A 21,726-nucleotide genomic window follows, 5' to 3' on the forward strand; every position below is an offset into this window, starting at 1 on the left:
CAAAAGATATAGCAGGATCGCCAAGTCGCCCAAAACTCTCCGTCATGATGCCTTTACTTTGTTGCTATGACGGGGAATTTCATATCATCGGGAGGGGAAGGAGTGAAAAAATGAAGTATGTTATTGGAATAGATATTGGAACGAGTGCTGTTAAAACCATTTTAGTCAATCAAAACGGCAAGGTTTGTGCAGAAACGTCCAAACGTTATCCGCTCATCCAAGAGAAGGCGGGATATAGTGAACAAAATCCTGAAGACTGGGTGCGGCAAACGATTCATGCATTGACTGAGTTGGTTTCTAAATCCAACGTTCAAGCTAAGGATATTGACGGAATAAGCTATTCAGGTCAGATGCATGGGTTAGTCCTGCTTGACCAAGATCGGCAGGTGTTACGCCATGCAATTCTTTGGAATGATACCAGAACGACGCCTCAATGTATCAGGGTGACCGAGACATTTGGCGATCATCTGCTTGATATCACAAAAAACCGTGTCCTGGAAGGGTTTACATTGCCTAAAATGTTATGGGTGAAGGAACATGAGCCCGATCTTTTTAAAAAAACTGCTGTTTTTTTGCTTCCGAAAGACTATGTGAGATTCCGTATGACCGGTGCCATTCACACTGAATACTCCGATGCGGCGGGAACGTTACTTTTACATATTACCCGCAAGGAGTGGAGCGATGATATTTGCAATCAATTTGGTATTTCTGCAGATATTTGTCCTCCACTTGTTGAATCCCATGATTGTGTAGGATCGCTGCTTCCGAACGTCGCGGCGGAGACGGGGCTGATGGAAAAAACAAAAGTGTACGCCGGGGGAGCAGATAATGCGTGCGGTGCAATTGGAGCCGGTATTCTTTCTTCTGGTAAAACATTATGCAGTATTGGGACATCAGGGGTTATACTCTCCTACGAAGAAGGCAAAGAAAGAGACTTTAAAGGGAAAGTCCATTTTTTTAATCATGGAAAAAAGGATTCTTTTTATACGATGGGAGTCACACTTGCTGCAGGATACAGCTTGGACTGGTTTAAAAGAACATTTGCGCCAAACGAATCGTTTGAGCAATTGTTGGCGGGCGTGGAATCAATTCCGATAGGAGCAAATGGACTGCTATATACTCCTTATTTGGTTGGTGAAAGAACGCCGCATGCTGATTCTTCTATTCGGGGAAGCTTGATCGGAATGGATGGTGCCCACAAAAGAGAGCACTTTTTGAGGGCAATAATGGAAGGGATTACATTCTCTTTACATGAATCAATTGAGTTATTCCGTGAAGTAGGGAAATCAGTTCATACTGTTGTTTCTATTGGCGGGGGAGCTAAAAATGAAACATGGCTGCAAATGCAAGCTGATATTTTCAATGCGAGGGTGATCAAATTAGAAAATGAACAAGGCCCTGCCTTGGGGGCTGCTATGCTGGCTGCCTTTGGGAGCGGGTGGTTTGAATCGCTAGAAGAATGTGCAGAGCAATTCATACGTGAGGCTGCTGCATTTTATCCAAAGGAACAAAATGTTCAAAAATATAAAACGCTATTCGATTTGTATAAGAACATTTACACTCACACAAAGGATCTTAATATAGCTTTGGAGAGCTTTCGAAAAAACTAATGATACATGACGAATATGAGATGATTCGAATCAATCTGCCTTCCATTATAGGTATCACAATACTGGAGTGTCCGGCAGACAAAACGGACGAGCAGAACTGCATCTGTCTGCAAACACTTCAAGAAGCGGGAAAGCTTAGAAATGCCAATGGGGAAGATGTATGAAACTGCGCTTATGGTTGAGGGATATCAAAGCGGCACAAGAAATTAATTCTTTTAATACACAAACCCTCCTTCACATTAGCGTGAAGGGGGGTTTTTATTATCTATATAGCTGTTTTTATATTATTCAACAAGATTCATGTTTAAAAAGCCCAATCAACATTATCTTTATAGAGCTGCTAAAACAGAAAAATTATCAGTTAATGGATAGAATCTCTTGGCGTTACTAATCATGATTCATGTCTATTTCAGCTTGGTAAGCAGAATGGACACTGGACAAAGCAGATTTTTCTTTCTAACTCGATCCGCAAACGTTTCAGTTCCTCCAGTCAAGCTGCTGCATAAGAGGTTACATTTTCATTTCAATTGTATTCTGCTATGTAGTTTCTTTTTTAACCGCAGGTTTTTTTTATTTCACACAGCCATTAAATCCTCTATTAGTCACATATCCATTCCTGCTCCAGATCGAAAGTTTTTCTGATTTTGCCTCTTGCTCATCCAGTCTGAATTGGTCTATGTATTTGGTGTTTGGCTCATATACATATGCTACTCTAGCCAATCCTTCTTTCAATAATGTCTCTTGAACAGATTTGCCGTCAACATAAACGTAAGCTAACAGTCTTCCATACTTATCTCTGCGATCGCCTTTGTCGAATTCCAGTTGCAGCTCACCGCTGCTGACCAATTCTTTATTCCGTTTTGACGCATCTTTACCGTATGGCTGAACACAAGAATTTGGCTTCTTCGTCTCAGGTGTGTCAACGAGCAAGTAGCGAACTGTGTCTTTCTTTCCATTGTAAATCACCTTAATCGTATCTCCATCAACTACTCTGTCTAATGTAACATCCGCCAATTTCTTACGATTTTTTGAATAAGATGGGCCAGGCTTATGTTCTGGCTGTTTATCAGCATTAGATGGAATACCTTGAGAGGCTTGTTCTTTTTGATTAGATGTTGAATGGTTTTTTTCTGCGTGATTTGATCCACAGGCTGCCAATGTCATGCATAAAACCAATACGATAATCCTCATTAAAGCTGTCTTCATTTTGATGTCCTCTTTAGAATGTAAGTTCTTGTATGCTTTCTTTTCATCCCGTTAACATCATTATTATAACGATATGAGCATTTTTTGTGAATAGGATATGGCTTCCCATCTTCATACTATGAATTTGCAAAATGCGAACTTCATAATGAAATGATCAAAATCAACCTGTGAAATAACAAAAATAAATAATTGTGAAAACATAATTGACTAAAAATACTTTTATAATTATGATAATATCAGAAATGATAATAAAGTAACCAAAATATATTCATAACATAACAATGTTTTTTCTTTTTGTTAAATCCGAAATCTAAGGTAGAGATGTTTTTCAAACGATCACCTTTAGTTAAAATTCTTGTTTCAATATCCAGACTGAGAGGAACTTATTAAGTAATCTTAATAAAGGCAGGGGAAATGGATATGTCTGAAAATCGAAATCGCAGATTGAAATTAATCATGATTTCAGCAACATTTGGGGGGCTTCTCTTTGGATATGACACCGGAGTGATAAATGGAGCTTTGCCTTTTATGGCGAAACCAGACCAGCTTCATTTAACGCCGGTTACAGAAGGGCTTGTTACAAGTATTCTTTTATTAGGTGCGGCGTTTGGAGCGTTGTTATGCGGCAGATTGGCTGATCGCTATGGCCGCCGTAAAATGATCCTTAATCTTTCATTTATATTTTTCATAGCATCACTTGGAACAGCATTAGCGCCTAATGTTTCAGTGATGGCGGTCTTTCGGTTTTTGCTCGGGCTGGCTGTTGGCGGAGCTTCAGCGATGGTTCCGGCCTTTTTGGCAGAAATGGCACCGCATGAGGAGAGGGGACGTATGGTAACCCAAAATGAGCTAATGATTGTCGGCGGGCAATTTTTAGCATATGTTTTTAATGCCATTCTTGGCGTGACAATGGCAAATACGGGACATGTTTGGAGATATATGCTGGCGCTTTGTGCCGTACCGGCTATCATGCTATTTTCCAGTATGCTCAAGGTGCCAGAAAGTCCGAGATGGCTAATCTCCAAAGGGAGAAAAAGTGAGGCGCTGCGTGTTCTTAAGCAAATTCGAGATGTTAAACGTGCAGAAGCTGAATGTAGAGACATTCAAGCAGCGGTACAAAAAGATACAGAACTGGAGAAGGTTTCACTTAAGGACTTTTCTACACCATGGCTGCGCCGTCTTTTACTGATTGGTATTGGTGTTGCGATAGTGAATCAAATTACCGGTGTGAACTCGATTATGTATTATGGCACTCAAATCCTTAAAGAATCTGGTTTTGGGACAAAAGCGGCTTTAATCGCTAATATTGGAAATGGGCTGGTATCTGTCATTGCCGTTATATTTGGGATTTGGCTTGTCGGAAAAGTGAGACGGCGTCCTATATTATTGATTGGTTTGGCCGGAACGACGACAGCGCTTTTATTCATTGCGATATTCTCAATCGTGCTTGCAGGGTCTGCAGCACTCCCTTATGCGGTACTATCCTTGACCGTTGTATTTTTAGCCTTTATGCAAGGATGCGTAGGGCCTGTGACTTGGCTGGTCATTGCGGAAATCTTCCCTCAAAAATTAAGGGGACTCGGTTCTGGAATAAGTGTTTTTTTCCTATGGATATTAAACTTTATAATCGGTTTTGCTTTTCCGATACTGCTTAGCTCTGTAGGCTTGTCTTCTACATTCTTTATATTCGTGGCTTTCGGTATATTCGCCATCGGGTTTGTGTATAAATTCATGCCGGAAACAAAAGGACGCACACTTGAAGGGCTAGAAGAGCATTTCCGATCTCGACATGATAAAGATACAGCTGAAAAATCAGTTATTTAAGGTATGGCGCAATTACCCCCTCTGTTTAATAATAGCAGGGGGGATTTGTTTGATTTCAGAGCATGATATGTAAACAAAATCAAAATCTCTCTATTTCTAATATAAAAACGAGGGATGCAGCGGCTTAATGCAGACACCACTTCATAGTTAATCGCATGTCAGCCATTTCATCAACGGGAATCTCAGCTCCCTTTTGCTGACTGTAAATTACAACTTCCTCTCCTAGTTTACCTTCACCGTTTTCTCCTAAACTAACAATGATCATATCCATTGAGACTCTCCCAGCCACTGGCACTCGTTTTCCGCGATGAAGAACAAACCCGCGATTGCAAAGTGCATGAGAATTACCGTCAGCACATCCAATCGGAAGTGTAGCAATAACTTCGTCAGGTTCAGCGATGTATGTAGCGCCATAGCTAACGGTTTGGGGCTCTTTCCGCATGGTTTTCACATAAGCGATCCGCACTTCCTTATGGATTGTAAAAACCAAATATAGCCGCAAAAACAAATGTTAATTGTTGGATGTGGATCTTATTTTATTCAGCTTCATTTGAAAACATTCAACAGCACATCTATGATAGACCAAGAGACGTTTCAATGCTCTATAACCAAAACGATTGCGGGAACCCCCGTGTAGAAGTACTAGGAAAACCAGCAGGACACTTATATATTAAAGGTACTCGCTGTACTAAAACGTCTTGCAAGGAAACACCTATATTACTAAGCATACGAAGAGCAATTAAACGAGAAGGACGAGAAAATTTATAAGTGAAGCCTGGTATCAAGCGGGAGTCGATTCCTTGTTCCATAAACCTGACATCAGAGTATATAATGAAATGAAGTGAGGGATATACATGAAAAGGGGAGTTAGCTTTCAAATACCGAATGAATATGGACATTTTTTATGGAGAATACTGCAGCCGTTAGAAATAACTCATTATAAGTGGCAAACGAGTGGGGAATCTTATTTTGTTGTAAATGGAGAACTAGGTGATGAGGAGCTCTTTAATGATTACGCAATTGTTGAAGGAACTAACTTAGCGAATCGATTAAAAACAAATCAGTATTATACCATTTTTGTTGAACTGCAGGCATTTCCACTTGGAAAAACAGTTATTCAAGTCCAGACATATGAAGAGTTTGTTGACAGTGATTGCGCACTTGTCCTTTTGATCGCTGATAGCAGTTATGTTTCGATATACTGTAAAAACAAAAATGATATTGAAAAGCTTTACTTTAATGCATTAAAAAATTTTTTTGAAGACGTTCAATTTATAACTGATGAAAACGACGTAAGAACGGGTTTTACCGTATGATAGTTTTCATAAAAGGAGCTAATACATATGTCGATGCAAATAAAAATCAAATATCTAGATGAAAACCAAACGAGAATCAGCAAAATTGAGCAAGGAGATTGGATCGATCTCAGAGCAGCTGAAGATGTAGCAATCAAAAAAGATGAATTTAAGCTTGTCCCATTAGGTGTAGCAATGGAGCTGCCTGAAGGCTACGAAGCACATGTCGTTCCCCGTTCAAGTACATATAAGAACTTTGGGGTTATTCAAACCAATTCAATGGGTATTATCGATGAGTCTTATAAGGGAGACAACGATTTTTGGTTCTTTCCTGCATATGCATTGCGTGATACTGAGATTAAGAAGGGTGATCGGATCTGTCAATTTAGGATTATGAAGAAGATGCCTGCAGTTGAATTGATAGAGGTAGACCATCTAGGCAACGATGACCGAGGTGGGCATGGATCAACTGGAACGAAGTAATTGGATTTTGTTAAAAATTTTCTTGAAAAACGTTTTTAATCATATTACCTTTTTCTAGGAAAGGGGATTAAAATATGAAAATAACTATTGAAGAATTACCTGAATCAAGGATTGCATATTTCCGGAATGTTGGAGAGTATGGTGGCAAACAAAACAAAGAACTAATGGAATCTTTTAAAAAGTGGGCACAGTTGAATGGTGTATTTCATAACTCTATAATTTTAGGAATTCCACAAGATGATCCAAATATTACTCCTAAAGAGGAATGCCGTTATGATGTTTGCGTTATAGTAAATAAAGATTTTAATGTGCCGCAACCAGCTCAAGTTGGTAAGATACCTGGAGGGAAGTACGCTGTTTTCTTGCTTGACCATACAAAAGAGGCAGTAAGTGAATTTTGGGGCATTATTTTCTCTGAAATAGAAAAAAATAGTCTAACTATAAGAGAAGAACCGATTATAGAGAGATATACTTCACAAATGATTGATAATCACTTATGTGAAATATTAGTTCCTATACAATAAAGAAGGTGGGAAATTTCCCACCTCTTATATATGTAAAAGTTAAATGCTCTGAATTAATTCCTTTATGTAATCAAAATTGATAATTGTGTTACATATTGCAATTACGAAGTATAGAGTACCTTTATACCGATCTTTTTTTACAAAGCTGTTAATTCCAAACCCAATCAAGAATGCGATTAAGATTAACTGAGCCCACACAAATAATTGTGAATTAGAACCGAAGAGAGAATAAAATAATAATAACAATATAATTAATAAACTAATGGTTTTGAATATTTTACGCAAAATAACACTCCTTTAAATTCATTGCTTTAAATTTACCATAAAAGATTTTTGTTGGAAATATTTCTGAATAAAATAATACTTTTTATCTAATATAATAAGGAGGAAAGTGATCATTTATGGAGGATTGGTATTGAATTTTACTCATTGATTCAAACATTGGGTGTAAATCTTTGGGGTCTGTAGCATAAAAGGGATACAAGTTATATATAGATACAGTTCCAATTTTCAATTCCTTGTGTGAATAAAAAAATTTAACTACATTGTTAATAGTGGAATCTGATTTGAATTTATTTGCTTTACTTGGGTTTAAACAGATAACAGATACTTCCTGTTTAAAGTCATTACTAATCATTACACTGTAACGGTTTCTAATTTTTATCCCGTTTTAAATCTATCATCACTTTCTACTTTGAAACTATTTTCATTATGCACTCTTAAATCATTGGAGGAATTTAATAATGACTCAATTCGATAAACAATACAATTCAATCATAAAGGACATTATAAATAATGGAATCTCAGACGAAGAATTTCATGTAAGAACAAAGTGGGACTCTGATGGTACACCGGCTCACACACTAAGCATTATCAGTAAGCAAATGAGATTCGACAACTCCGAGGTTCCGATTTTAACGACAAAAAAGGTTGCCTGGAAAACAGCGATTAAAGAGTTGCTCTGGATATGGCAGATGAAATCGAACAATGTTAATGATTTAAACAAGATGGGCGTACATATTTGGGATCAATGGAAACAAGAAGACGGCACCATCGGACATGCATACGGATTTCAGCTGGGAAAGAAAAACAGAAATCTAAATGGAGAAAAAGTGGATCAGGTTGATTATCTTCTGCATCAATTGAAGAACAATCCATCTTCACGCAGACACATTACAATGCTGTGGAATCCTGATGAACTAGACGCAATGGCCTTAACGCCATGTGTATACGAGACACAATGGTATGTTAAACAAGGAAAGCTTCATCTAGAGGTAAGAGCGAGGAGCAATGACATGGCATTGGGGAATCCTTTCAATGTATTCCAGTATAATGTGTTGCAGCGCATGATTGCTCAAGTCACCGGTTATGAGCTTGGTGAATATATCTTTAACATTGGCGACTGCCATGTGTACACACGTCATATAGACAATTTGAAAATCCAAATGGAAAGAGAACAGTTTGAAGCGCCTGAATTATGGATCAATCCTAACGTTAAAGATTTTTATGACTTTACGATAGATGATTTCAAGTTAATCAACTATAAACATGGGGACAAGCTTTTATTTGAGGTAGCAGTTTAATGCTGCCTCTTTTTTCATTGCATTGTTAGTAGGTCCTCTTTAGATAGGGAGGGTGATGATTGGATCAGAAGATAGAGTTAAATGGGATAATCGAAAAAGCTAAAGAATTGCGGTGGCAGCTGAGAGATATGAGAGCTGACAGCGTAACTAATGATTTAAAATAATTGTATGATAAGAGGGGAAATTACCTTAAAACAGTGGGATCGTTTTAAACATTTTAGGTTAAGACGTAAAAAAAATGAAGAGGGTAATCCTCTTCATGATGCAGCCTTCTTTTTAGGTTCCCAAGTGCATCCTAAAATTGAATTAATAATTCCAGCTGTTAAAAATCCAAAAATAACACTTAAGTAATGATTGATATTTACATTAAACCATACTCCTAGAGAAACAGCAGTGATTAAGATCTCCAATACATTTTTAATAAACGGGTGAGAATTGAAAAAATCTTTAAACATGTACACACTCTTTCTTCTTTGATTTCTTAATCAGTTGAATAACGACAATAAAAATGATGTATCAGGAACAAGGCCAAAAATTAAACAAGAATAATATGATATTTACGAAACGTTTCTTTTTCTCTTTTTTGTTTTTATTCAACGGCAATCAACTACACCTCTAGATAAAATTTACATAGAAAATCATACCATTGGAAATTGCAGTAGGGCAAGTGATGTTTTTCAGATTTGGGAGAGAAACGGTTCCCTTCAAGTGTTTTTTCTAATTTTGAAACTAGATAAAAAGTGAAAGAGATCATGATAGTTCTAGATATCACTAATCCATGAATAGCTAAATCATATTCAGCCGGTATCAATGCTTTTGTATGAAACATAAAATACATTGACATGGAGTGAGCTAGGTTATTTCCAAAATAACCTAAACCTATGATATTAGATTGTATAATTGAAAAAACCGCCTGGCGATGCCGGCGGCCTTCTCTGCTTCGTTTATTGATTAACAGAAATCGTAACGTTATTTCCTGAAACAGAAACCTTTGCGTTATCTTGTGTATCTATGACAGGTGTGACGGCTTTATTGTCGATTGTAATATTGTTAAAAGATGTCGAAAAGTTTGTTTTGATGGCATCACGCTGACTTTCATACGAAACAGCTGCGGTAGCAAGTGTTTTCCAACTTGAGATTGTGCCGATGTTGGTTTCTTGAATTTCCGTGATGATCCGTCCAGTATAGCCATCATTGTTCGTTCCCCAAAGAGTCATGCGTGTATTGCCGTTTACATTTTTATAGATAGTCATTTGGACTGTGCTTCCAGGACGGAAGCCTTTAGTGTATGTGAATTTGTCTTTTCCTTCGATGTACGTTTGATTATTTTTGGCCCCGACCTTCATAAAGGGCTTCCACACGTTGTACTGTTTGCTGTACTGAAGCCCGGTATCCGCCTCAGTTCCGCTTTTTGCTTTAAATCCTGAATAGATATAAGGTGTAGAGACCGAGTCATCATGTTTCACGGTGTCAGGCAGCTTAATTTTAGCTGTGAAAACTGCGCCATTACTGTTCAGGTAGGCGCGGCCGCCGATTCCCTTAGACAGCTTAGTGGCTGCTTTCGCGACTTGGGCGTCTGCCGCGGGCAAGCCTGGTATACCCGATGAAAGTGTTCCGAAAAGAACTGCAGTTCCTACTGCACCTGCAATCAATACTTTTTTCACCAAAATTCCCCCTCTTGATAGTGGTTACCCATTCATTATACCTAATTTTGGAACTGGATATATGTATATAAATCGACAAAATTCTTCATTTTGAATGATTTAAGGGACTAAACCTTTCTCCAATCTGAAATTTAATACATTGATCAGAATCGTTTTAAACGGTTTGAAATCTTCCGCAAAATATAAACACAAATACTTAAAGAAACGATAATCAAAAGAATATTTTCTATCATTTCCCAGCCTGCAAAGAAGGTATGATGTTTCATAGCTGTCTGTCCATGTAAAATGATAAAAGCACAGATAACAACTAAGAAAAGAAAACAAATAATTAGGATGGCTAATGCTTTACGTGAATATGTTTTCAACTCCTCTTTAACATAAAGCAAAACGATAAAAAAACAGCTAACATTGGCAACCATTTCTATCACTTCAAAGTTTTTCATAGAAATTGATAGAAATAGGCAAAGTAAAATGAGATAAAATGCTATGTTTTTAGACAAAGAACCTCTCCTTTTATGTATAACTCTCAAAGAGTTTACAAAAATTTCTTTGCGCCTGCAATATTTGAAGCGGAAGCAAATGCACATCCACTAATTAATCTATGTACTAAATATTCAATATAATTTTAGATTTTGTCATTAAGGAAAACTTCAATTTTTCTAAATAGCAAATCAAACAAAAAACCCGGCATGTAGCCGGGGAAAAAGTGAAAACGAGGAGATGTAATGGAGTTTAGTAATGTTTATTATGCTTTTTATACTCTACAACATAATCATAGTCTTTTTTGTCATGATCATAATATTTTTTGTCATAGTCCTCATATTTCTTGTCATAATCACATTCGTACTCTTTTTTATCATGGTGATCATCGAATTTTTCATCATATTCGTAATACTTCTTATAATACGTTTTTTTGACCGTGTAAAACTCTTCTTTGTATTTTTTATAATAACCCATATCTTCTCCTCCTTTATTTGTTATCAATATGCTTTATTATACGGCGAATACAATGTGCGGTTTGGACAGTTGAAATCATTGAAGGAAAAAAGGGCTGTTTAAATTATAGAAAATAGGCAGATGACACAGAAACAAATCATAATAAAAAGCCGATTATTCATCGGCCCAAATCATTTATCTTATATTTGTTTGTCTTCTTTGTTTTCTGAATCACTTTTTTTTATATCCTGAGTCAGTCCGCTTGTCGCTTGTTTAAATTCTGATAAGGCCTTTCCTGCAGCACGGCCGAGCGCCGGCAATTTATCAGGTCCAAATACTAAAAAGCCTACAAATAAAATAACGAGTATTTTTGTGAAGCTTAATTCCATGTTCTTTTCCTCCTGATTGAAGTACAACCTTCTAACCAAATTATAAGAGATGGCATTTCAAATGGGAATGCTTTTATTTTGAACATTTTAAAAACCCGCAGGCGGATTCATAAAGCAGGTGTAGCTGAATATAATGTCCAATGCCTTTTTAAAAAAGAGGGGATGTGAGCTGGCTACTATCTCTGGTTTTTACGAACAAGGCAGGGTGGAATACCAGATGGAAAGAAATAATATTTATCTTTCTGTGACTAGCTATGATTGCTATAGGGGATAGATCTGGATGATGAAATACATGAAGGGCATTAAATTCCTATCTGTGTTAGGCTTCGTTTCAGTTTATTCCATTAACGGCACAGGAAAAAAACTCTGGTAAATCTAAAACTGTTACGTTCTATGATTGATAAATCTCAAACCGTAAAGTATGTGTTGAAAACAAAAGAGAGAGACACCATCTCTCTCTTTTTTATTCTTCAATTGCCTTACGCAGCCGATCATTTACAATTCCAGTCCAGCCGCCATCCATTTTACGGCGAATGACTGAGCTTTTCTCGTTCGCTTTGCCGATCACTTCATTTGGCTCCTTCCAGCCGCCGTGAATAAGGGTAAACCTTGTCTTTCCTCCCAAGTCTTCTAATTGAAAGGTAACGACCCATCCATCTGTATCCCATGCAAAAGAAAGTTCAGTGGGAGCTTGAACAGTCAACACTTTACAAGGAGATGGCCCAAACGGTGATTGCAAGTGGAATTCTTGTCCTTCCTTCAGCTGAAAGTCATTGGGCATAAACCACTTGGCGATGCCTTCTGAAGCGGAGACTGTCTCCCAGACTTTCTGAATAGGTGCGTCCAAAGTAATGCTTTTCGTAATATCCGGTAATGTATTTTCGTGATTATGGTTCATTTCATTTACCTCTTGACATAAGATATTTTTTCATTTAAATCATATAATACATATTGAGATCATGTCCATAGCTTGCATTATTTATGCTGCAACTCTGTTGATGAGTATTGTGTCAGTTTGCTCTTTGAAAAGGGAGGCTATGCATGTATGGGAAAGAACATACAGTGAGAAAGTGTATGGTTTCGTTCCTGATCGTATGTGCAGGGGCAGTCATTATTTTTGAACCGAAAATTCTTCACAGTCAGAACGTTCTGCGCGGATTCAATGTAGTCATTGGTTTTAGTTTATATGCTGTTTTTCTAGAGAGGACAAACGTATATCATCTTTTTTTAATTTTAAACTGTCATCAATTTTATGATAGTCTGATTTAATATCTAGAACAGGAGGTTTTTTATGCTTGGAAAAATTAAAGCAGCCATTGATAACAGCCCGGGAAAGCCGGCTAGAATTGTAGTCAGTGAAAAGGCGTTTCAGCAATTAGAGGAAGAGATGCGCTTTGTTTCCGTTTCCAAACCGAAAACGATAATGGGAATACCTGTGGAAGTTTCAGATCAGGCAGAAAGCTTCAAACTGGAGTTTTAGTCTATTCCAGACTGCAAAGGCGCATTTTTGAAAAGTATGATGAAGGGACTGACCCCATAAGATGAGACAAATAAAAAACACCTTCAAGTTTGAATACGGATGATTGTTATCCGAAATTAGACTTGGAGGTGTTTTTTCTATGGGGACAAGAGTGAGTTATCCGGTTGAAGTGAAACAGAAGGCTGTAGAAATGAGATTGGCAGGCGTACCTATGAAAGAGATCATGCAGGAGTTGAATATTAAGAATAAGACACAGGTTCAGACATGGGTTAGATGGCATAAGGCTGGGGATACACATCGATTCGAACAGCCTGTTGGAAAGCAATACACTTACGGAAAAGGTCCGGAGTATTCTTCCGAATTAGAGAAAATGCAGGCAGAGATTCGTTACCTGAGACAACAGAATGAAGTTTTAAAAAAGTACAACGAATTGGAAAGGAAGTTGATAGCGAAACGTCAGTCGAACTTGTAGAAATATTGAACAGCACAATGACCATACAGGATATCTGTATTCATTTAGGTATCTCTCGAGCGTCTTATTATCGCTGGAAGAAGAATCCGATGAAGGATCATCCCAAGCGCCATTTGGAAAAACAAATCGGCACGTTGTGCCGAGAGCACAAGTATCGATATGGATATCGAAAAATCACAGCTATACTAAAAAAGAGTATGCATATTAACCATAAAACGGTTCAACGTATTATGCAGAAAAATCAATGGCAGTGCCGGGTTAAGGTGAAAAAGCGCAAGAAGGATGGGCAGCCATATGCCGTGGTCGATAATATATTGGATCGGAACTTTCAGTCTGATCGCCCTCTTGAAAAACTAGTAACGGACATTACGTATTTGCCTTATGGACAGAAACAATTGTACCTTTCCAGTATATTGGATTTATACAATGGAGAAGTGATTGCTTTTACGATTGGGGATAAGCAGGATACAGCCTTTGTCTTAGACACACTTGATCAGCTGCCAATGTTGCCTGAGAACTGCGTGTTACATAGTGACCAAGGTTCTGTGTATACATCTTACGAGTATCAAAAAGCTGTTAAAACAAAAGGCATTACCATGAGCATGTCCCGCAAAGGGACGCCCGCTGATAATGCCTCCATCGAATCGTTTCATTCCTCACTAAAGTCTGAAACGTTCTATCTTAACAGCATTGATCGAACTACGACCGCCATCGTAGAACGCACTGTCATAGAATACATTCATTATTATAACAATATTCGTATCCAAACTAAACTAAACAACCAATCACCGATAAACTATCGGCAATTGGCTGTTTAAAAGGTGTTTTGATCCCTGTCTCAAAAACGGGGGTCAGTCCCGAAAGATACATCATGCTTTTTTTATTGAAAAAATGGATATAAAGAAAAATAATTCTGTTCGAATGAAGGAAATTGACGGATGGATAACTTGATATCAATACTTACTGACTGGAATGTGTGGTTCCAAGCGCTAGATTGTTCCATATGTCCTCTATTCATATATAGGAAGGTGCAGTGATGAGGTGGCGGAGCAAGCAATACAAAACACCACCGGAAAGGAACGATAAATGATGTTTTATATGAGTTGTTTTCTGATTCTCTGGCTGGCTGCAGGGTTTGCAGTGGGGATGAAACAAGTGTATGTCGATCAGCTGTTTGATAAAGCTGTGATGGAAAGACTGGAAAAAGAAGCGGGTGATCATGGCCGGGCAGACAGGATGATCAAACAGCGAGCTCTTTACATCGCAGCAATGACAATAAGAGGATTTATGGCCGTATATCATGAAATGAAAACAATCCCGCAAAGGCGAAAAATAAGAAAAATTGAAAAAAACATCATGAAACTGAATAAAGCAAAAAAACGAAGAATGAGAAGAAAATAAAAATGCACGGGCCTAAAAAGGCAAGTGCGTTTTTATTTTGTTTAATATGGGAATTGGAAAAAGGAGGTGCCTTACCTTTTCATAAATTAAAAATGAGAAGAACAGCGCCCGGGCTAATGGTATATAATATTGTGAATTTAACAAAAATTTAATAAGGAGGACGAGAGAATTCGTGCTAAAGCCTCAAAGAAACCAACATCCTGTTTATTTGGACTTAGAGGCGGAGTAGATGAAACCGGCCAAAGTATCCCTGCTCCGCCGTTTGCTCCATTCCTTGAAGCATGTTGATTGTAACATAGCCAAACATTTCCTAACAACTCTTAAAATTGTGAAATTTTTGTTTGTTTTTATGGTATTCACTCCGATTTCTTCAATATATGCTGAAGATGTATATCAGAATTTTGAAGAATTAAGAAACATTGAAGACCCTTCCGATTACGGCATTGTTACAAAAGAAACGGGAAGCCCAGTTCTCATTTTAGCGATTCACGGAGGAGGTATTGAAGGCGGAACCAGTGAAATTGCGAGAGAACTTAGCAAAGAGTACTCGATGTATTTATTTGAAGGCTTACAATCGTCAGGAAATGCAGTGCTGCATATTACAAGCACACAATTTGATGAGCCTCAGGCCCTGAAGATGACGGGAAGTCATGAATATGTTATTTCATTGCACGGGTATGCAGACAAAGATCAGCAGATCGAAGTAGGCGGTACAGATCGCGTAAGAGCGGCAGATTTAGTTGAAAAACTGCAACATGCCGGTTTACCTGCTATATTGCTCAGTACGGATCACCCGCATGCTGGCGTAAGCCCGAATAACATCGCAAATCAATCAAAAACAGGTCTGAGTATCCAATTAGAAATGAGCACAGGATTTAGAAGATCTTTGTTCGGCGTTTTTTCTTTAAAAAGCAGATCTGTTACTCAAAATGAGAGGTTTTATGATTTTACTGAAGTGATATCCCGCTTTCTGAAAAGTAACTACTGAAAAATAGGAGGCAGGCTTATTGCCTCCTATTCCTTATCATTCTCATTCGTCACGTCAGGAAACAGCTCGTCTGCGGCTTCAGTTTGATACTGCAGCGTGTTATCTCTGGCTGATAGTTCATTTCGAAAGGTTTCATCCAGCACATTTTTCAGCAAATACCGATGAAAAAAATATTCGAAAACAGTAAGACAGGCAGCGGAAAGAAGAGCGGCTGCAAACGGTGGGAAATCATTCCTTGTTTGGGCTAAAACAAAAACCCAAAGAATAACGAATGAAAGTCCAAAGTCAGCTAAGGAAGCTGTAATATTGTTTGTTCTCGGCAGGACGAGCATGTCCCCGGACAGGTATGACACAAAACCTAAGAAAAGTGCAATAAACATCACACTTAAAAAGGGAGCGTGATAAACTCTATCCAAAATCACATATAAAAGAGCAAGTGTGAAAGCAATCTTTGAAGCGAGAGCAATGATATGTTTCATTTGACCACCTAAATTGTATTTTTGAGGAAAACCGTTGGCAGTAAACAAATTATAACCATAAGTAGGATTGAATCCATAAAGGACATCGCTGTTACAGTCATTATTTTGAACAATCCAATTTTGTTTATACTTGTATTTTTGCTGGCTGCACGAAACTTTTTTGAAAAAAAGCCGTACATAAGGATGATCAGCTTTCAAGGGGGAATGATTTGTGAAGATAAAAGGGATCAATCACTTGTTATTTTCAGTTTCTCAGCTGGATACATCGATTGATTTTTATCAAAACGTGTTTGATGTCAAGCTTCTGGTAAAGGGTAGAACGACAGCGTATTTTGATTTAAATGGCATCTGGCTTGCGCTTAATGAAGAACCTGATATTCCGAGAAATGACATCAAGGCGTCCTATACCCATATTGCTTTTACTATTCAGGATGATGAGTTTGAGGAAATGTCAGAAAAATTAAAAAGGCTTCATGTCAATATTCTGCCTGGCAGGGAACGAGATGATCGTGATTGCAAATCGATTTATTTTACCGACCCTGACGGCCATAAATTTGAATTTCATACCGGGACCCTTCAAGACAGGCTCCGTTATTATAAACAGGAAAAAACGCATATGGATTTTTATGAATGAGCAAAGTTATAGCATGATCCTTCACGCGTATTAACGATTTTATGATGTCATTTAGAATAAAGTCTGGAACTAAAATCAAAGCACTGACGGGTGCTAAAGTGAAAATATTGACGTCTGTTAAGCTTTCAATGATAAAGGAGAGTGAGCTTTTTTCAGAGTGGAATAAACTAACTATACTATGTACTAAATTTTCATTACAATAGAATTTTCACGCTCCTTAAATCAACTTTAAGCCTAAACATTCCACGCCCTAAAAGAATGAAACGTTTTTAAGAAGATGTCGTCTAATTATTTAAACAGATAGCATTCTGATAAAAGTTTCCTAAAGGAAAGAAATTTTCTTGACTTCAACAATTGTTTGGTGGATAATTATGGTGTAAACATGATGTTCTTTTTCCTCCTATTCAGGCTCGCTCTTAAAAATCAGGGCAAGTCTGCTTTTTTGAACAATAAACCCCCTCTCCGTAAAGGAAGAGGGGGTTATTTCATAATAATAGATCAGTAGGTTAATGGACCGTTCTGAAAACGCCAATCACCTTGCCTAGAATGCTGACATTTTGCAAAATGATAGGTTCCATCGTTGGGTTTTCTGGCTGTAAACGAATGTGGGTATCCTCTTTATAGAAACGTTTTACCGTAGCTTCATCATCTTCTGTCATCGCAACTACTATTTCCCCGTTGTTAGCAGTATTTTGCTGTTTAACGATGACATAATCCTTATCGAGAATACCGGCGTCAATCATACTGTCTCCCATAATCTCCAGCATAAACACATGCTCGTCCGGGGGAACCATACGGTCAGGGAGCGGAAAATATTCTTCGATATTTTCTACTGCTGTAATAGGAGAACCCGCAGTGACTTTCCCGATGACCGGTACATTAACGACCTGGCTTTGCGGAATGTCTACTTCTTCATCAAGTATTTCTATTGCTCTGGGTTTTGTCGGATCCCGTCTGATCAGCCCTTTTGTTTCCAAACGGGCCAAATGGCCGTGGACAGTTGAACTGGACGCAAGCCCGACAGCCTCTCCGATTTCTCTCACGGAAGGCGGATATCCTTTTGATTTAACCTCTGCTTTAATAAAACTGAGGATATCAAGTTGCCTTTTTGATAGCTTCGTCATTTTTCGCACCTCAAAACGTCGATTTTAAGAAGATTATAGCATGATTTTCCTTTCAGTACAAACATAGGTTCGAAAAAATAATTGACAGAAACGTTTGTTCGTATATACTGAAACTATAAAAAGCGAACAAACATTCCTGTCGGAGGTTATGATCATGAATAAAGAATCTATTATTTTTGTCGGTCTGTTCACAGTGATTTTGAGCGCGGTTATCCTATTGCTGTCATATACAAGCAGCGGCCAGGAGCTTAATCAGTATGTTAAAATAGAAGTCCAGCAGGGCGACACACTTTGGTCAATTGCTGATCAGGTAGCAGATACAAAAAAGATAAACAAAAGTGATTTTATTGAATGGATAGCTGATAAAAATCATCTTCAGACGTCTGATATCCAGCCGGGAGATGAGTTAGTAATTCCGTTGGAAAAGAAACATCAGGATGCATATGAATTGGCAACTGTAAGATAGAGAGGAAAGATAGAATAAATGAAAGCACTCATTTATGCCCGCGTAAGTACAAATAAAGAACAGCAGGAAACATCATTAAAGCGGCAGGAGGAGGAGCTTACGGCCATTGCAGAGGAGAACGGAATGGAAGTGGTCAAAGTGATTTCTGAAAAAGCCAGCGGATATGAGATGGATCGGGATGGTGTATTTGAACTGCTTGATGAGATCAAGAATGCTGGAATTGATGTTATTTTGGTTCAGGATGAGACAAGGCTCGGGCGGGGAAACGCAAAAATCGCACTGCTTCATTGTATTTACAGAGAGGGTGTGAAAGTTTATACAACGGCTCACAGAGGTGAACTGGAGTTATCGGAGGCTGACTCGATGGTGCTGGAGATCGTCAGCATTGTGGAAGAGTATCAGCGGAAAATTCACAACATGAAAATCAAGCGGGGAATGAAACGGGCAGTGAAAAACGGTTTTAAACCGCAAAAAAACCTAAAAAACCAACATGAAAACAGTGGAAAAGAAAGAATTGAAGTTCCCATTTCAGAGATCGTCCGCCTCAGAGCGAATAAACTGACGTTTGCAGAAATCGCGGCTACGCTAAGAGGATTTGGCTACGATGTCTCTAAAGCGACAGTCCATCGGCGGTTTCAGGAATACATAGAGAATGAAGAGACAGCACAGTGAATCAGTTGTAAAACTCGGTTTGATCTAGTACTATATAGACAAAATGCATAAAGGAGTTTAACATGATTTCAAACGCAAAAATTGCCAGAATTAATGAACTTGCTGCCAAAGCCAAAGTTGGCGTTATAACAGATGAAGAAAAAGCCGAACAGCAGCAGCTCCGTCAAGAGTACCTGAAAGGTTTTCGTTCTTCTATGAAAAACACGTTAAAGAGTGTGAAAATCATTGACCCGGAAGGCAATGATGTAACACCGGAAAAGCTAAAAAGAGAAAAAAGAAATAATAAACTTAACTAATATAAGAGGAATACGGCAATATCGTATTCCTCTTTTGTATATACTATAAGCAAATCTCTCATGTGACAAGATTCAACAAGTTTCTCTCAAATTTAAGCTGAAACAGTTGAGAAAAAGTCGTCAGACATTTATGATGTAAGGGTACAACACATAAGGAAGGGGATTTTTATGGATACAATTGAAAAAAAATCAGTTGCTACCATTCGCACACTGTCAATAGACGCTATTGAAAAAGCAAACTCTGGTCACCCTGGGATGCCAATGGGGACCGCTCCTATGGCATACACGCTGTGGACAAAATTTATGAACGTAAGTCCGGCAAACCCTGGCTGGTTTAACCGTGATCGTTTTGTTTTATCCGCCGGACACGGATCAGCACTTTTATACAGCATGCTTCATTTAAGCGGGTTTGATCTTAGTATTGAAGATCTTAAGGGATTCCGCCAGTGGGGCAGCAAAACACCTGGACATCCGGAATTCGGACATACTGCCGGTGTAGATGCAACAACAGGTCCGCTCGGCCAAGGGATTGCTATGGCGGTCGGTATGGCTATTGCTGAACGCCATTTAGCGGAAACTTACAACCGCGATTCATTTAACGTAGTCGATCATTATACATACAGCATTTGCGGTGATGGTGACTTAATGGAAGGGATTTCTTCTGAAGCCGCTTCACTTGCAGGCCATCTCCAGCTTGGACGTCTGATCGTTTTATACGATTCTAATGACATCTCACTCGACGGAGATCTCGACCGTTCATTCTCTGAAAACGTAAAACAGCGCTTTGAAGCAATGAACTGGGAAGTTCTCTATGTTGAGGATGGAAACAACATTAAAGAATTAACAGCGGCAATCGAAAAAGCACGCCAAAATGAAAAGAAACCTACATTAATTGAAGTGAAAACGACAATTGGATTCGGATCACCTAACCGTGCCGGTACATCCGGTGTTCACGGCGCGCCGCTTGGTAAAGAGGAAAGCAAATTAACAAAAGAAGCTTACGCGTGGACGTATGAAGAAGATTTCTACGTTCCGTCTGAAGTATATGAGCATTTCGCAGCAGAGGTTAAAGAATCTGGCGAGAAAAAGGAACAGGAATGGAATGCCCAATTCGCTAAATATAAAGAAATTTATCCTGAACTTGCTGAACAGCTTGAGCTGGCAATCAAAGGAGAGCTTCCGAAGGACTGGGATCAAGAGGTTCCTGTATATGAAAAAGGAAGCAGCCTGGCATCCCGTGCATCTTCCGGTGAAGTTCTTAATGGACTTGCGAAAAAAATTCCTTTCTTTGTCGGAGGATCTGCTGACTTAGCGGGATCTAACAAAACGACAATTAAAAATGCCGGTGATTTTACAGCGGTTGATTACTCAGGCAAAAACTTCTGGTTTGGAGTTCGTGAATTTGCGATGGGTGCAGCCTTAAACGGTATGGCGCTTCATGGCGGACTTCGTGTATTCGGCGGGACTTTCTTTGTCTTCTCTGATTATCTGCGTCCGGCGATTCGTCTTGCAGCGTTAATGGGTCTTCCTGTCACATATGTCTTCACACATGACAGCATTGCGGTAGGTGAAGACGGCCCGACACACGAACCTGTTGAACAGCTCGCTTCACTCCGCGCGATGCCTAATCTTTCCTTAATCCGTCCTGCAGACGGCAATGAGACAGCAGCAGCATGGAAGCTTGCAGTGCAAAGTACTGATCAGCCAACGGCATTAGTATTGACACGCCAAAATCTTCCTACGATCGACCAAACAGCTGAAGAAGCATTGGCAGGGGTAGAAAAGGGTGCATATGTCGTTTCTAAATCTAAAAACGAAACACCTGATGCTCTCCTCATCGCTTCTGGCTCAGAAGTAGGTCTTGCCGTTGATGCGCAGGCTGAATTAGCAAAAGAAAATATCGATGTTTCCGTTGTCAGCATGCCATCAATGGATCGTTTCGATAAACAATCTGATGAATACAAAAACGCTGTCCTTCCTGCAGACGTGAAAAAACGGCTTGCGATTGAAATGGGTGCATCTTTTGGATGGGGCAAATACACGGGACTTGAAGGAGACGTGCTTGGTATAGACCGGTTCGGTGCATCAGCTCCTGGCGAAACCGTCATCAATGAATACGGCTTCTCAGTTCCGAACGTAGTGAACCGAGTGAAAGCATTACTCAATAAATAAAAGTCTTTTAAAGAGGATGAGTCAAATC

At 38.8% G+C, this 21,726-nt stretch carries 25 protein-coding genes and 4 pseudogenes; 16 read left to right on the forward strand and 13 right to left on the reverse strand.

The window, feature by feature from the left end:
• The first annotated feature begins 110 nt into the window (after nucleotides 1-110).
• Together xylB and G4P54_RS10100 are read left to right on the forward strand one after the other, a co-directional pair.
• Nucleotides 111-1,610 carry a xylulokinase gene (gene xylB / locus G4P54_RS10095; protein WP_167872565.1) on the forward strand — a complete coding sequence of 500 codons (1,500 nt, stop codon included), beginning with the start codon at nucleotides 111-113 and terminating at the stop codon, nucleotides 1,608-1,610.
• Between the two features lie 5 nt (nucleotides 1,611-1,615).
• A pseudogene (locus tag G4P54_RS10100) lies at nucleotides 1,616-1,820 on the forward strand (glycoside hydrolase family 11 protein); the annotation flags it as partial.
• Nucleotides 1,821-2,183: 363 nt separating this feature from the next.
• On the opposite strand, the pseudogene G4P54_RS10105 reads toward G4P54_RS10100, so the two are convergent.
• Nucleotides 2,184-2,633: pseudogene (locus G4P54_RS10105) on the reverse strand (thermonuclease family protein); the annotation flags it as partial.
• 597 nt (nucleotides 2,634-3,230) lie between these two features.
• On the opposite strand from G4P54_RS10105, the gene G4P54_RS10110 reads away from it, so the two are divergent.
• Nucleotides 3,231-4,640, forward strand: a complete 1,410-nt coding sequence (locus tag G4P54_RS10110) for a sugar porter family MFS transporter (RefSeq protein WP_167872567.1) — start codon at nucleotides 3,231-3,233, stop codon at nucleotides 4,638-4,640.
• Here the strand turns inward: G4P54_RS10110 and G4P54_RS10115 are convergent.
• Nucleotides 4,637-5,109, reverse strand: a pseudogene (locus tag G4P54_RS10115) (alanine racemase C-terminal domain-containing protein); the annotation flags it as partial. The gene G4P54_RS10110 and the pseudogene G4P54_RS10115 sit on opposite strands and share 4 nt — an antisense overlap.
• A 385-nt stretch (nucleotides 5,110-5,494) precedes the next feature.
• Here G4P54_RS10115 and G4P54_RS10120 point away from each other — a divergent pair.
• The 3 genes from G4P54_RS10120 (at nucleotide 5,495) to G4P54_RS10130 (ending at nucleotide 6,942) form a co-directional block, all read left to right on the forward strand.
• Nucleotides 5,495-5,956, forward strand: a complete 462-nt coding sequence (locus G4P54_RS10120; protein ID WP_167872568.1) for a DUF2691 family protein — start codon at nucleotides 5,495-5,497, stop codon at nucleotides 5,954-5,956.
• Between the two features lie 27 nt (nucleotides 5,957-5,983).
• Nucleotides 5,984-6,418 carry a dUTP diphosphatase DutA gene (gene dutA / locus G4P54_RS10125; RefSeq protein WP_024715949.1) on the forward strand — a complete coding sequence of 145 codons (435 nt, stop codon included), beginning with the start codon at nucleotides 5,984-5,986 and terminating at the stop codon, nucleotides 6,416-6,418.
• 74 nt (nucleotides 6,419-6,492) lie between these two features.
• Nucleotides 6,493-6,942 (forward strand): AraC family transcriptional regulator, encoded by a 450-nt coding sequence (locus tag G4P54_RS10130; RefSeq protein WP_167872569.1) that lies wholly within the window; start codon nucleotides 6,493-6,495, stop codon nucleotides 6,940-6,942.
• A gap of 39 nt (nucleotides 6,943-6,981) precedes the next feature.
• On the opposite strand, the gene G4P54_RS10135 is transcribed toward G4P54_RS10130, so the two are convergent.
• On the reverse strand, nucleotides 6,982-7,227 hold the full coding sequence (locus tag G4P54_RS10135; RefSeq protein ID WP_167872570.1) for a hypothetical protein: 246 nt from the start codon (nucleotides 7,225-7,227) through the stop codon (nucleotides 6,982-6,984).
• A gap of 82 nt (nucleotides 7,228-7,309) precedes the next feature.
• Nucleotides 7,310-7,579, reverse strand: a complete 270-nt coding sequence (locus G4P54_RS21635) for a DUF1643 domain-containing protein (protein ID WP_167872571.1) — start codon at nucleotides 7,577-7,579, stop codon at nucleotides 7,310-7,312.
• A gap of 106 nt (nucleotides 7,580-7,685) precedes the next feature.
• Here G4P54_RS21635 and G4P54_RS10145 point away from each other — a divergent pair, with 106 nt between their 5' ends.
• Nucleotides 7,686-8,525, forward strand: coding sequence for a thymidylate synthase (locus G4P54_RS10145; protein ID WP_024715946.1), 840 nt, complete (start codon nucleotides 7,686-7,688; stop codon nucleotides 8,523-8,525).
• Nucleotides 8,526-8,782: 257 nt separating this feature from the next.
• Here G4P54_RS10145 and G4P54_RS10150 read toward each other — a convergent pair whose 3' ends face one another.
• The 7 genes and pseudogenes from G4P54_RS10150 to G4P54_RS10175 all read right to left on the reverse strand — a co-directional run bounded on the left by G4P54_RS10150 (nucleotide 8,783) and on the right by G4P54_RS10175 (nucleotide 12,412).
• Nucleotides 8,783-8,980 (reverse strand): hypothetical protein, encoded by a 198-nt coding sequence (locus G4P54_RS10150; RefSeq protein WP_024715945.1) that lies wholly within the window; start codon nucleotides 8,978-8,980, stop codon nucleotides 8,783-8,785.
• Between the two features lie 263 nt (nucleotides 8,981-9,243).
• Nucleotides 9,244-9,369 (reverse strand): annotated as a pseudogene (locus G4P54_RS21565) (hypothetical protein); the annotation flags it as partial.
• A gap of 100 nt (nucleotides 9,370-9,469) precedes the next feature.
• Nucleotides 9,470-10,192 (reverse strand): YrpD family protein, encoded by a 723-nt coding sequence (locus G4P54_RS10155; protein ID WP_142675227.1) that lies wholly within the window; start codon nucleotides 10,190-10,192, stop codon nucleotides 9,470-9,472.
• Nucleotides 10,193-10,332: 140 nt separating this feature from the next.
• Nucleotides 10,333-10,689: a YoqO family protein gene (locus G4P54_RS10160; protein ID WP_167872572.1), complete on the reverse strand. Its 357-nt coding sequence runs from the start codon at nucleotides 10,687-10,689 to the stop codon at nucleotides 10,333-10,335.
• Nucleotides 10,690-10,921: 232 nt separating this feature from the next.
• Nucleotides 10,922-11,146 (reverse strand): spore coat protein C, encoded by a 225-nt coding sequence (locus G4P54_RS10165; protein WP_167872573.1) that lies wholly within the window; start codon nucleotides 11,144-11,146, stop codon nucleotides 10,922-10,924.
• A 179-nt stretch (nucleotides 11,147-11,325) separates the two neighbouring features.
• Nucleotides 11,326-11,514, reverse strand: a complete 189-nt coding sequence (tatAC, locus tag G4P54_RS10170) for a twin-arginine translocase TatAC (RefSeq protein WP_167872574.1) — start codon at nucleotides 11,512-11,514, stop codon at nucleotides 11,326-11,328.
• 463 nt (nucleotides 11,515-11,977) lie between these two features.
• Nucleotides 11,978-12,412 (reverse strand): SRPBCC family protein, encoded by a 435-nt coding sequence (locus G4P54_RS10175; protein ID WP_167872575.1) that lies wholly within the window; start codon nucleotides 12,410-12,412, stop codon nucleotides 11,978-11,980.
• A 393-nt stretch (nucleotides 12,413-12,805) separates the two neighbouring features.
• On the opposite strand from G4P54_RS10175, the gene G4P54_RS10180 reads away from it, so the two are divergent.
• The 4 genes from G4P54_RS10180 (at nucleotide 12,806) to G4P54_RS10195 (ending at nucleotide 15,855) form a co-directional block, all read left to right on the forward strand.
• Nucleotides 12,806-12,994 carry a hypothetical protein gene (locus G4P54_RS10180; protein WP_167872576.1) on the forward strand — a complete coding sequence of 63 codons (189 nt, stop codon included), beginning with the start codon at nucleotides 12,806-12,808 and terminating at the stop codon, nucleotides 12,992-12,994.
• A 139-nt stretch (nucleotides 12,995-13,133) separates the two neighbouring features.
• A protein-coding gene (locus G4P54_RS10185; protein ID WP_167871594.1) for an IS3 family transposase occupies nucleotides 13,134-14,284 on the forward strand; the annotation gives its coding sequence in 2 pieces (ribosomal slippage) (nucleotides 13,134-13,407 and nucleotides 13,407-14,284; 1,152 coding nt in all).
• A gap of 268 nt (nucleotides 14,285-14,552) precedes the next feature.
• Nucleotides 14,553-14,867 carry a hypothetical protein gene (locus G4P54_RS10190; RefSeq protein WP_167872577.1) on the forward strand — a complete coding sequence of 105 codons (315 nt, stop codon included), beginning with the start codon at nucleotides 14,553-14,555 and terminating at the stop codon, nucleotides 14,865-14,867.
• A gap of 229 nt (nucleotides 14,868-15,096) precedes the next feature.
• Nucleotides 15,097-15,855, forward strand: coding sequence for a gamma-polyglutamate hydrolase PghL (locus G4P54_RS10195; RefSeq protein ID WP_167872578.1), 759 nt, complete (start codon nucleotides 15,097-15,099; stop codon nucleotides 15,853-15,855).
• 26 nt (nucleotides 15,856-15,881) lie between these two features.
• Here the strand turns inward: G4P54_RS10195 and G4P54_RS10200 are convergent, their stop codons facing one another.
• Nucleotides 15,882-16,334: a YndM family protein gene (locus tag G4P54_RS10200; RefSeq protein WP_024715932.1), complete on the reverse strand. Its 453-nt coding sequence runs from the start codon at nucleotides 16,332-16,334 to the stop codon at nucleotides 15,882-15,884.
• Between the two features lie 211 nt (nucleotides 16,335-16,545).
• On the opposite strand from G4P54_RS10200, the gene fosM reads away from it, so the two are divergent.
• A complete protein-coding gene (gene fosM, locus G4P54_RS10205) occupies nucleotides 16,546-16,968 on the forward strand; it encodes a FosM family fosfomycin resistance protein (RefSeq protein WP_167872579.1) in 423 nt (140 codons plus the stop codon).
• A gap of 506 nt (nucleotides 16,969-17,474) precedes the next feature.
• Here fosM and lexA read toward each other — a convergent pair.
• On the reverse strand, nucleotides 17,475-18,092 hold the full coding sequence (lexA, locus tag G4P54_RS10210; protein WP_167872580.1) for a transcriptional repressor LexA: 618 nt from the start codon (nucleotides 18,090-18,092) through the stop codon (nucleotides 17,475-17,477).
• 148 nt (nucleotides 18,093-18,240) lie between these two features.
• Between lexA and yneA the strand changes: the two genes are divergently transcribed.
• The 4 genes from yneA to tkt all read left to right on the forward strand — a co-directional run bounded on the left by yneA (nucleotide 18,241) and on the right by tkt (nucleotide 21,698).
• Nucleotides 18,241-18,558, forward strand: coding sequence for a cell division suppressor protein YneA (gene yneA / locus G4P54_RS10215; protein WP_081719918.1), 318 nt, complete (start codon nucleotides 18,241-18,243; stop codon nucleotides 18,556-18,558).
• Nucleotides 18,559-18,576: 18 nt separating this feature from the next.
• Nucleotides 18,577-19,230: a YneB family resolvase-like protein gene (locus G4P54_RS10220; protein WP_024715928.1), complete on the forward strand. Its 654-nt coding sequence runs from the start codon at nucleotides 18,577-18,579 to the stop codon at nucleotides 19,228-19,230.
• 62 nt (nucleotides 19,231-19,292) lie between these two features.
• Nucleotides 19,293-19,526: a DUF896 domain-containing protein gene (locus tag G4P54_RS10225; protein ID WP_167872581.1), complete on the forward strand. Its 234-nt coding sequence runs from the start codon at nucleotides 19,293-19,295 to the stop codon at nucleotides 19,524-19,526.
• A gap of 168 nt (nucleotides 19,527-19,694) precedes the next feature.
• Nucleotides 19,695-21,698 carry a transketolase gene (gene tkt / locus G4P54_RS10230; RefSeq protein WP_167872582.1) on the forward strand — a complete coding sequence of 668 codons (2,004 nt, stop codon included), beginning with the start codon at nucleotides 19,695-19,697 and terminating at the stop codon, nucleotides 21,696-21,698.
• The last annotated feature ends 28 nt before the right edge of the window (nucleotides 21,699-21,726 follow it).

This window comes from Bacillus tequilensis, assembly GCF_012225885.1.
Taxonomy (GTDB): domain Bacteria; phylum Bacillota; class Bacilli; order Bacillales; family Bacillaceae; genus Bacillus; species Bacillus tequilensis.

Coding starts and splice junctions, on each gene's coding strand:
- xylB (WP_167872565.1), top strand. CDS start 111: ATGAAGTATGTTATTGGAATAGATATTGGAACGAGTGCTGTTAAAACC.
- G4P54_RS10110 (WP_167872567.1), top strand. CDS start 3,231: ATGGATATGTCTGAAAATCGAAATCGCAGATTGAAATTAATCATGATT.
- G4P54_RS10120 (WP_167872568.1), top strand. CDS start 5,495: ATGAAAAGGGGAGTTAGCTTTCAAATACCGAATGAATATGGACATTTT.
- dutA (WP_024715949.1), top strand. CDS start 5,984: ATGTCGATGCAAATAAAAATCAAATATCTAGATGAAAACCAAACGAGA.
- G4P54_RS10130 (WP_167872569.1), top strand. CDS start 6,493: ATGAAAATAACTATTGAAGAATTACCTGAATCAAGGATTGCATATTTC.
- G4P54_RS21635 (WP_167872571.1), bottom strand. CDS start 7,579: ATGATTAGTAATGACTTTAAACAGGAAGTATCTGTTATCTGTTTAAAC.
- G4P54_RS10145 (WP_024715946.1), top strand. CDS start 7,686: ATGACTCAATTCGATAAACAATACAATTCAATCATAAAGGACATTATA.
- G4P54_RS10150 (WP_024715945.1), bottom strand. CDS start 8,980: ATGTTTAAAGATTTTTTCAATTCTCACCCGTTTATTAAAAATGTATTG.
- G4P54_RS10165 (WP_167872573.1), bottom strand. CDS start 11,146: ATGGGTTATTATAAAAAATACAAAGAAGAGTTTTACACGGTCAAAAAA.
- tatAC (WP_167872574.1), bottom strand. CDS start 11,514: ATGGAATTAAGCTTCACAAAAATACTCGTTATTTTATTTGTAGGCTTT.
- G4P54_RS10175 (WP_167872575.1), bottom strand. CDS start 12,412: ATGAACCATAATCACGAAAATACATTACCGGATATTACGAAAAGCATT.
- G4P54_RS10180 (WP_167872576.1), top strand. CDS start 12,806: ATGCTTGGAAAAATTAAAGCAGCCATTGATAACAGCCCGGGAAAGCCG.
- G4P54_RS10190 (WP_167872577.1), top strand. CDS start 14,553: ATGATGTTTTATATGAGTTGTTTTCTGATTCTCTGGCTGGCTGCAGGG.
- G4P54_RS10195 (WP_167872578.1), top strand. CDS start 15,097: ATGAAACCGGCCAAAGTATCCCTGCTCCGCCGTTTGCTCCATTCCTTG.
- G4P54_RS10200 (WP_024715932.1), bottom strand. CDS start 16,334: ATGAAACATATCATTGCTCTCGCTTCAAAGATTGCTTTCACACTTGCT.
- lexA (WP_167872580.1), bottom strand. CDS start 18,092: ATGACGAAGCTATCAAAAAGGCAACTTGATATCCTCAGTTTTATTAAA.
- yneA (WP_081719918.1), top strand. CDS start 18,241: ATGATCATGAATAAAGAATCTATTATTTTTGTCGGTCTGTTCACAGTG.
- G4P54_RS10220 (WP_024715928.1), top strand. CDS start 18,577: ATGAAAGCACTCATTTATGCCCGCGTAAGTACAAATAAAGAACAGCAG.
- G4P54_RS10225 (WP_167872581.1), top strand. CDS start 19,293: ATGATTTCAAACGCAAAAATTGCCAGAATTAATGAACTTGCTGCCAAA.
- tkt (WP_167872582.1), top strand. CDS start 19,695: ATGGATACAATTGAAAAAAAATCAGTTGCTACCATTCGCACACTGTCA.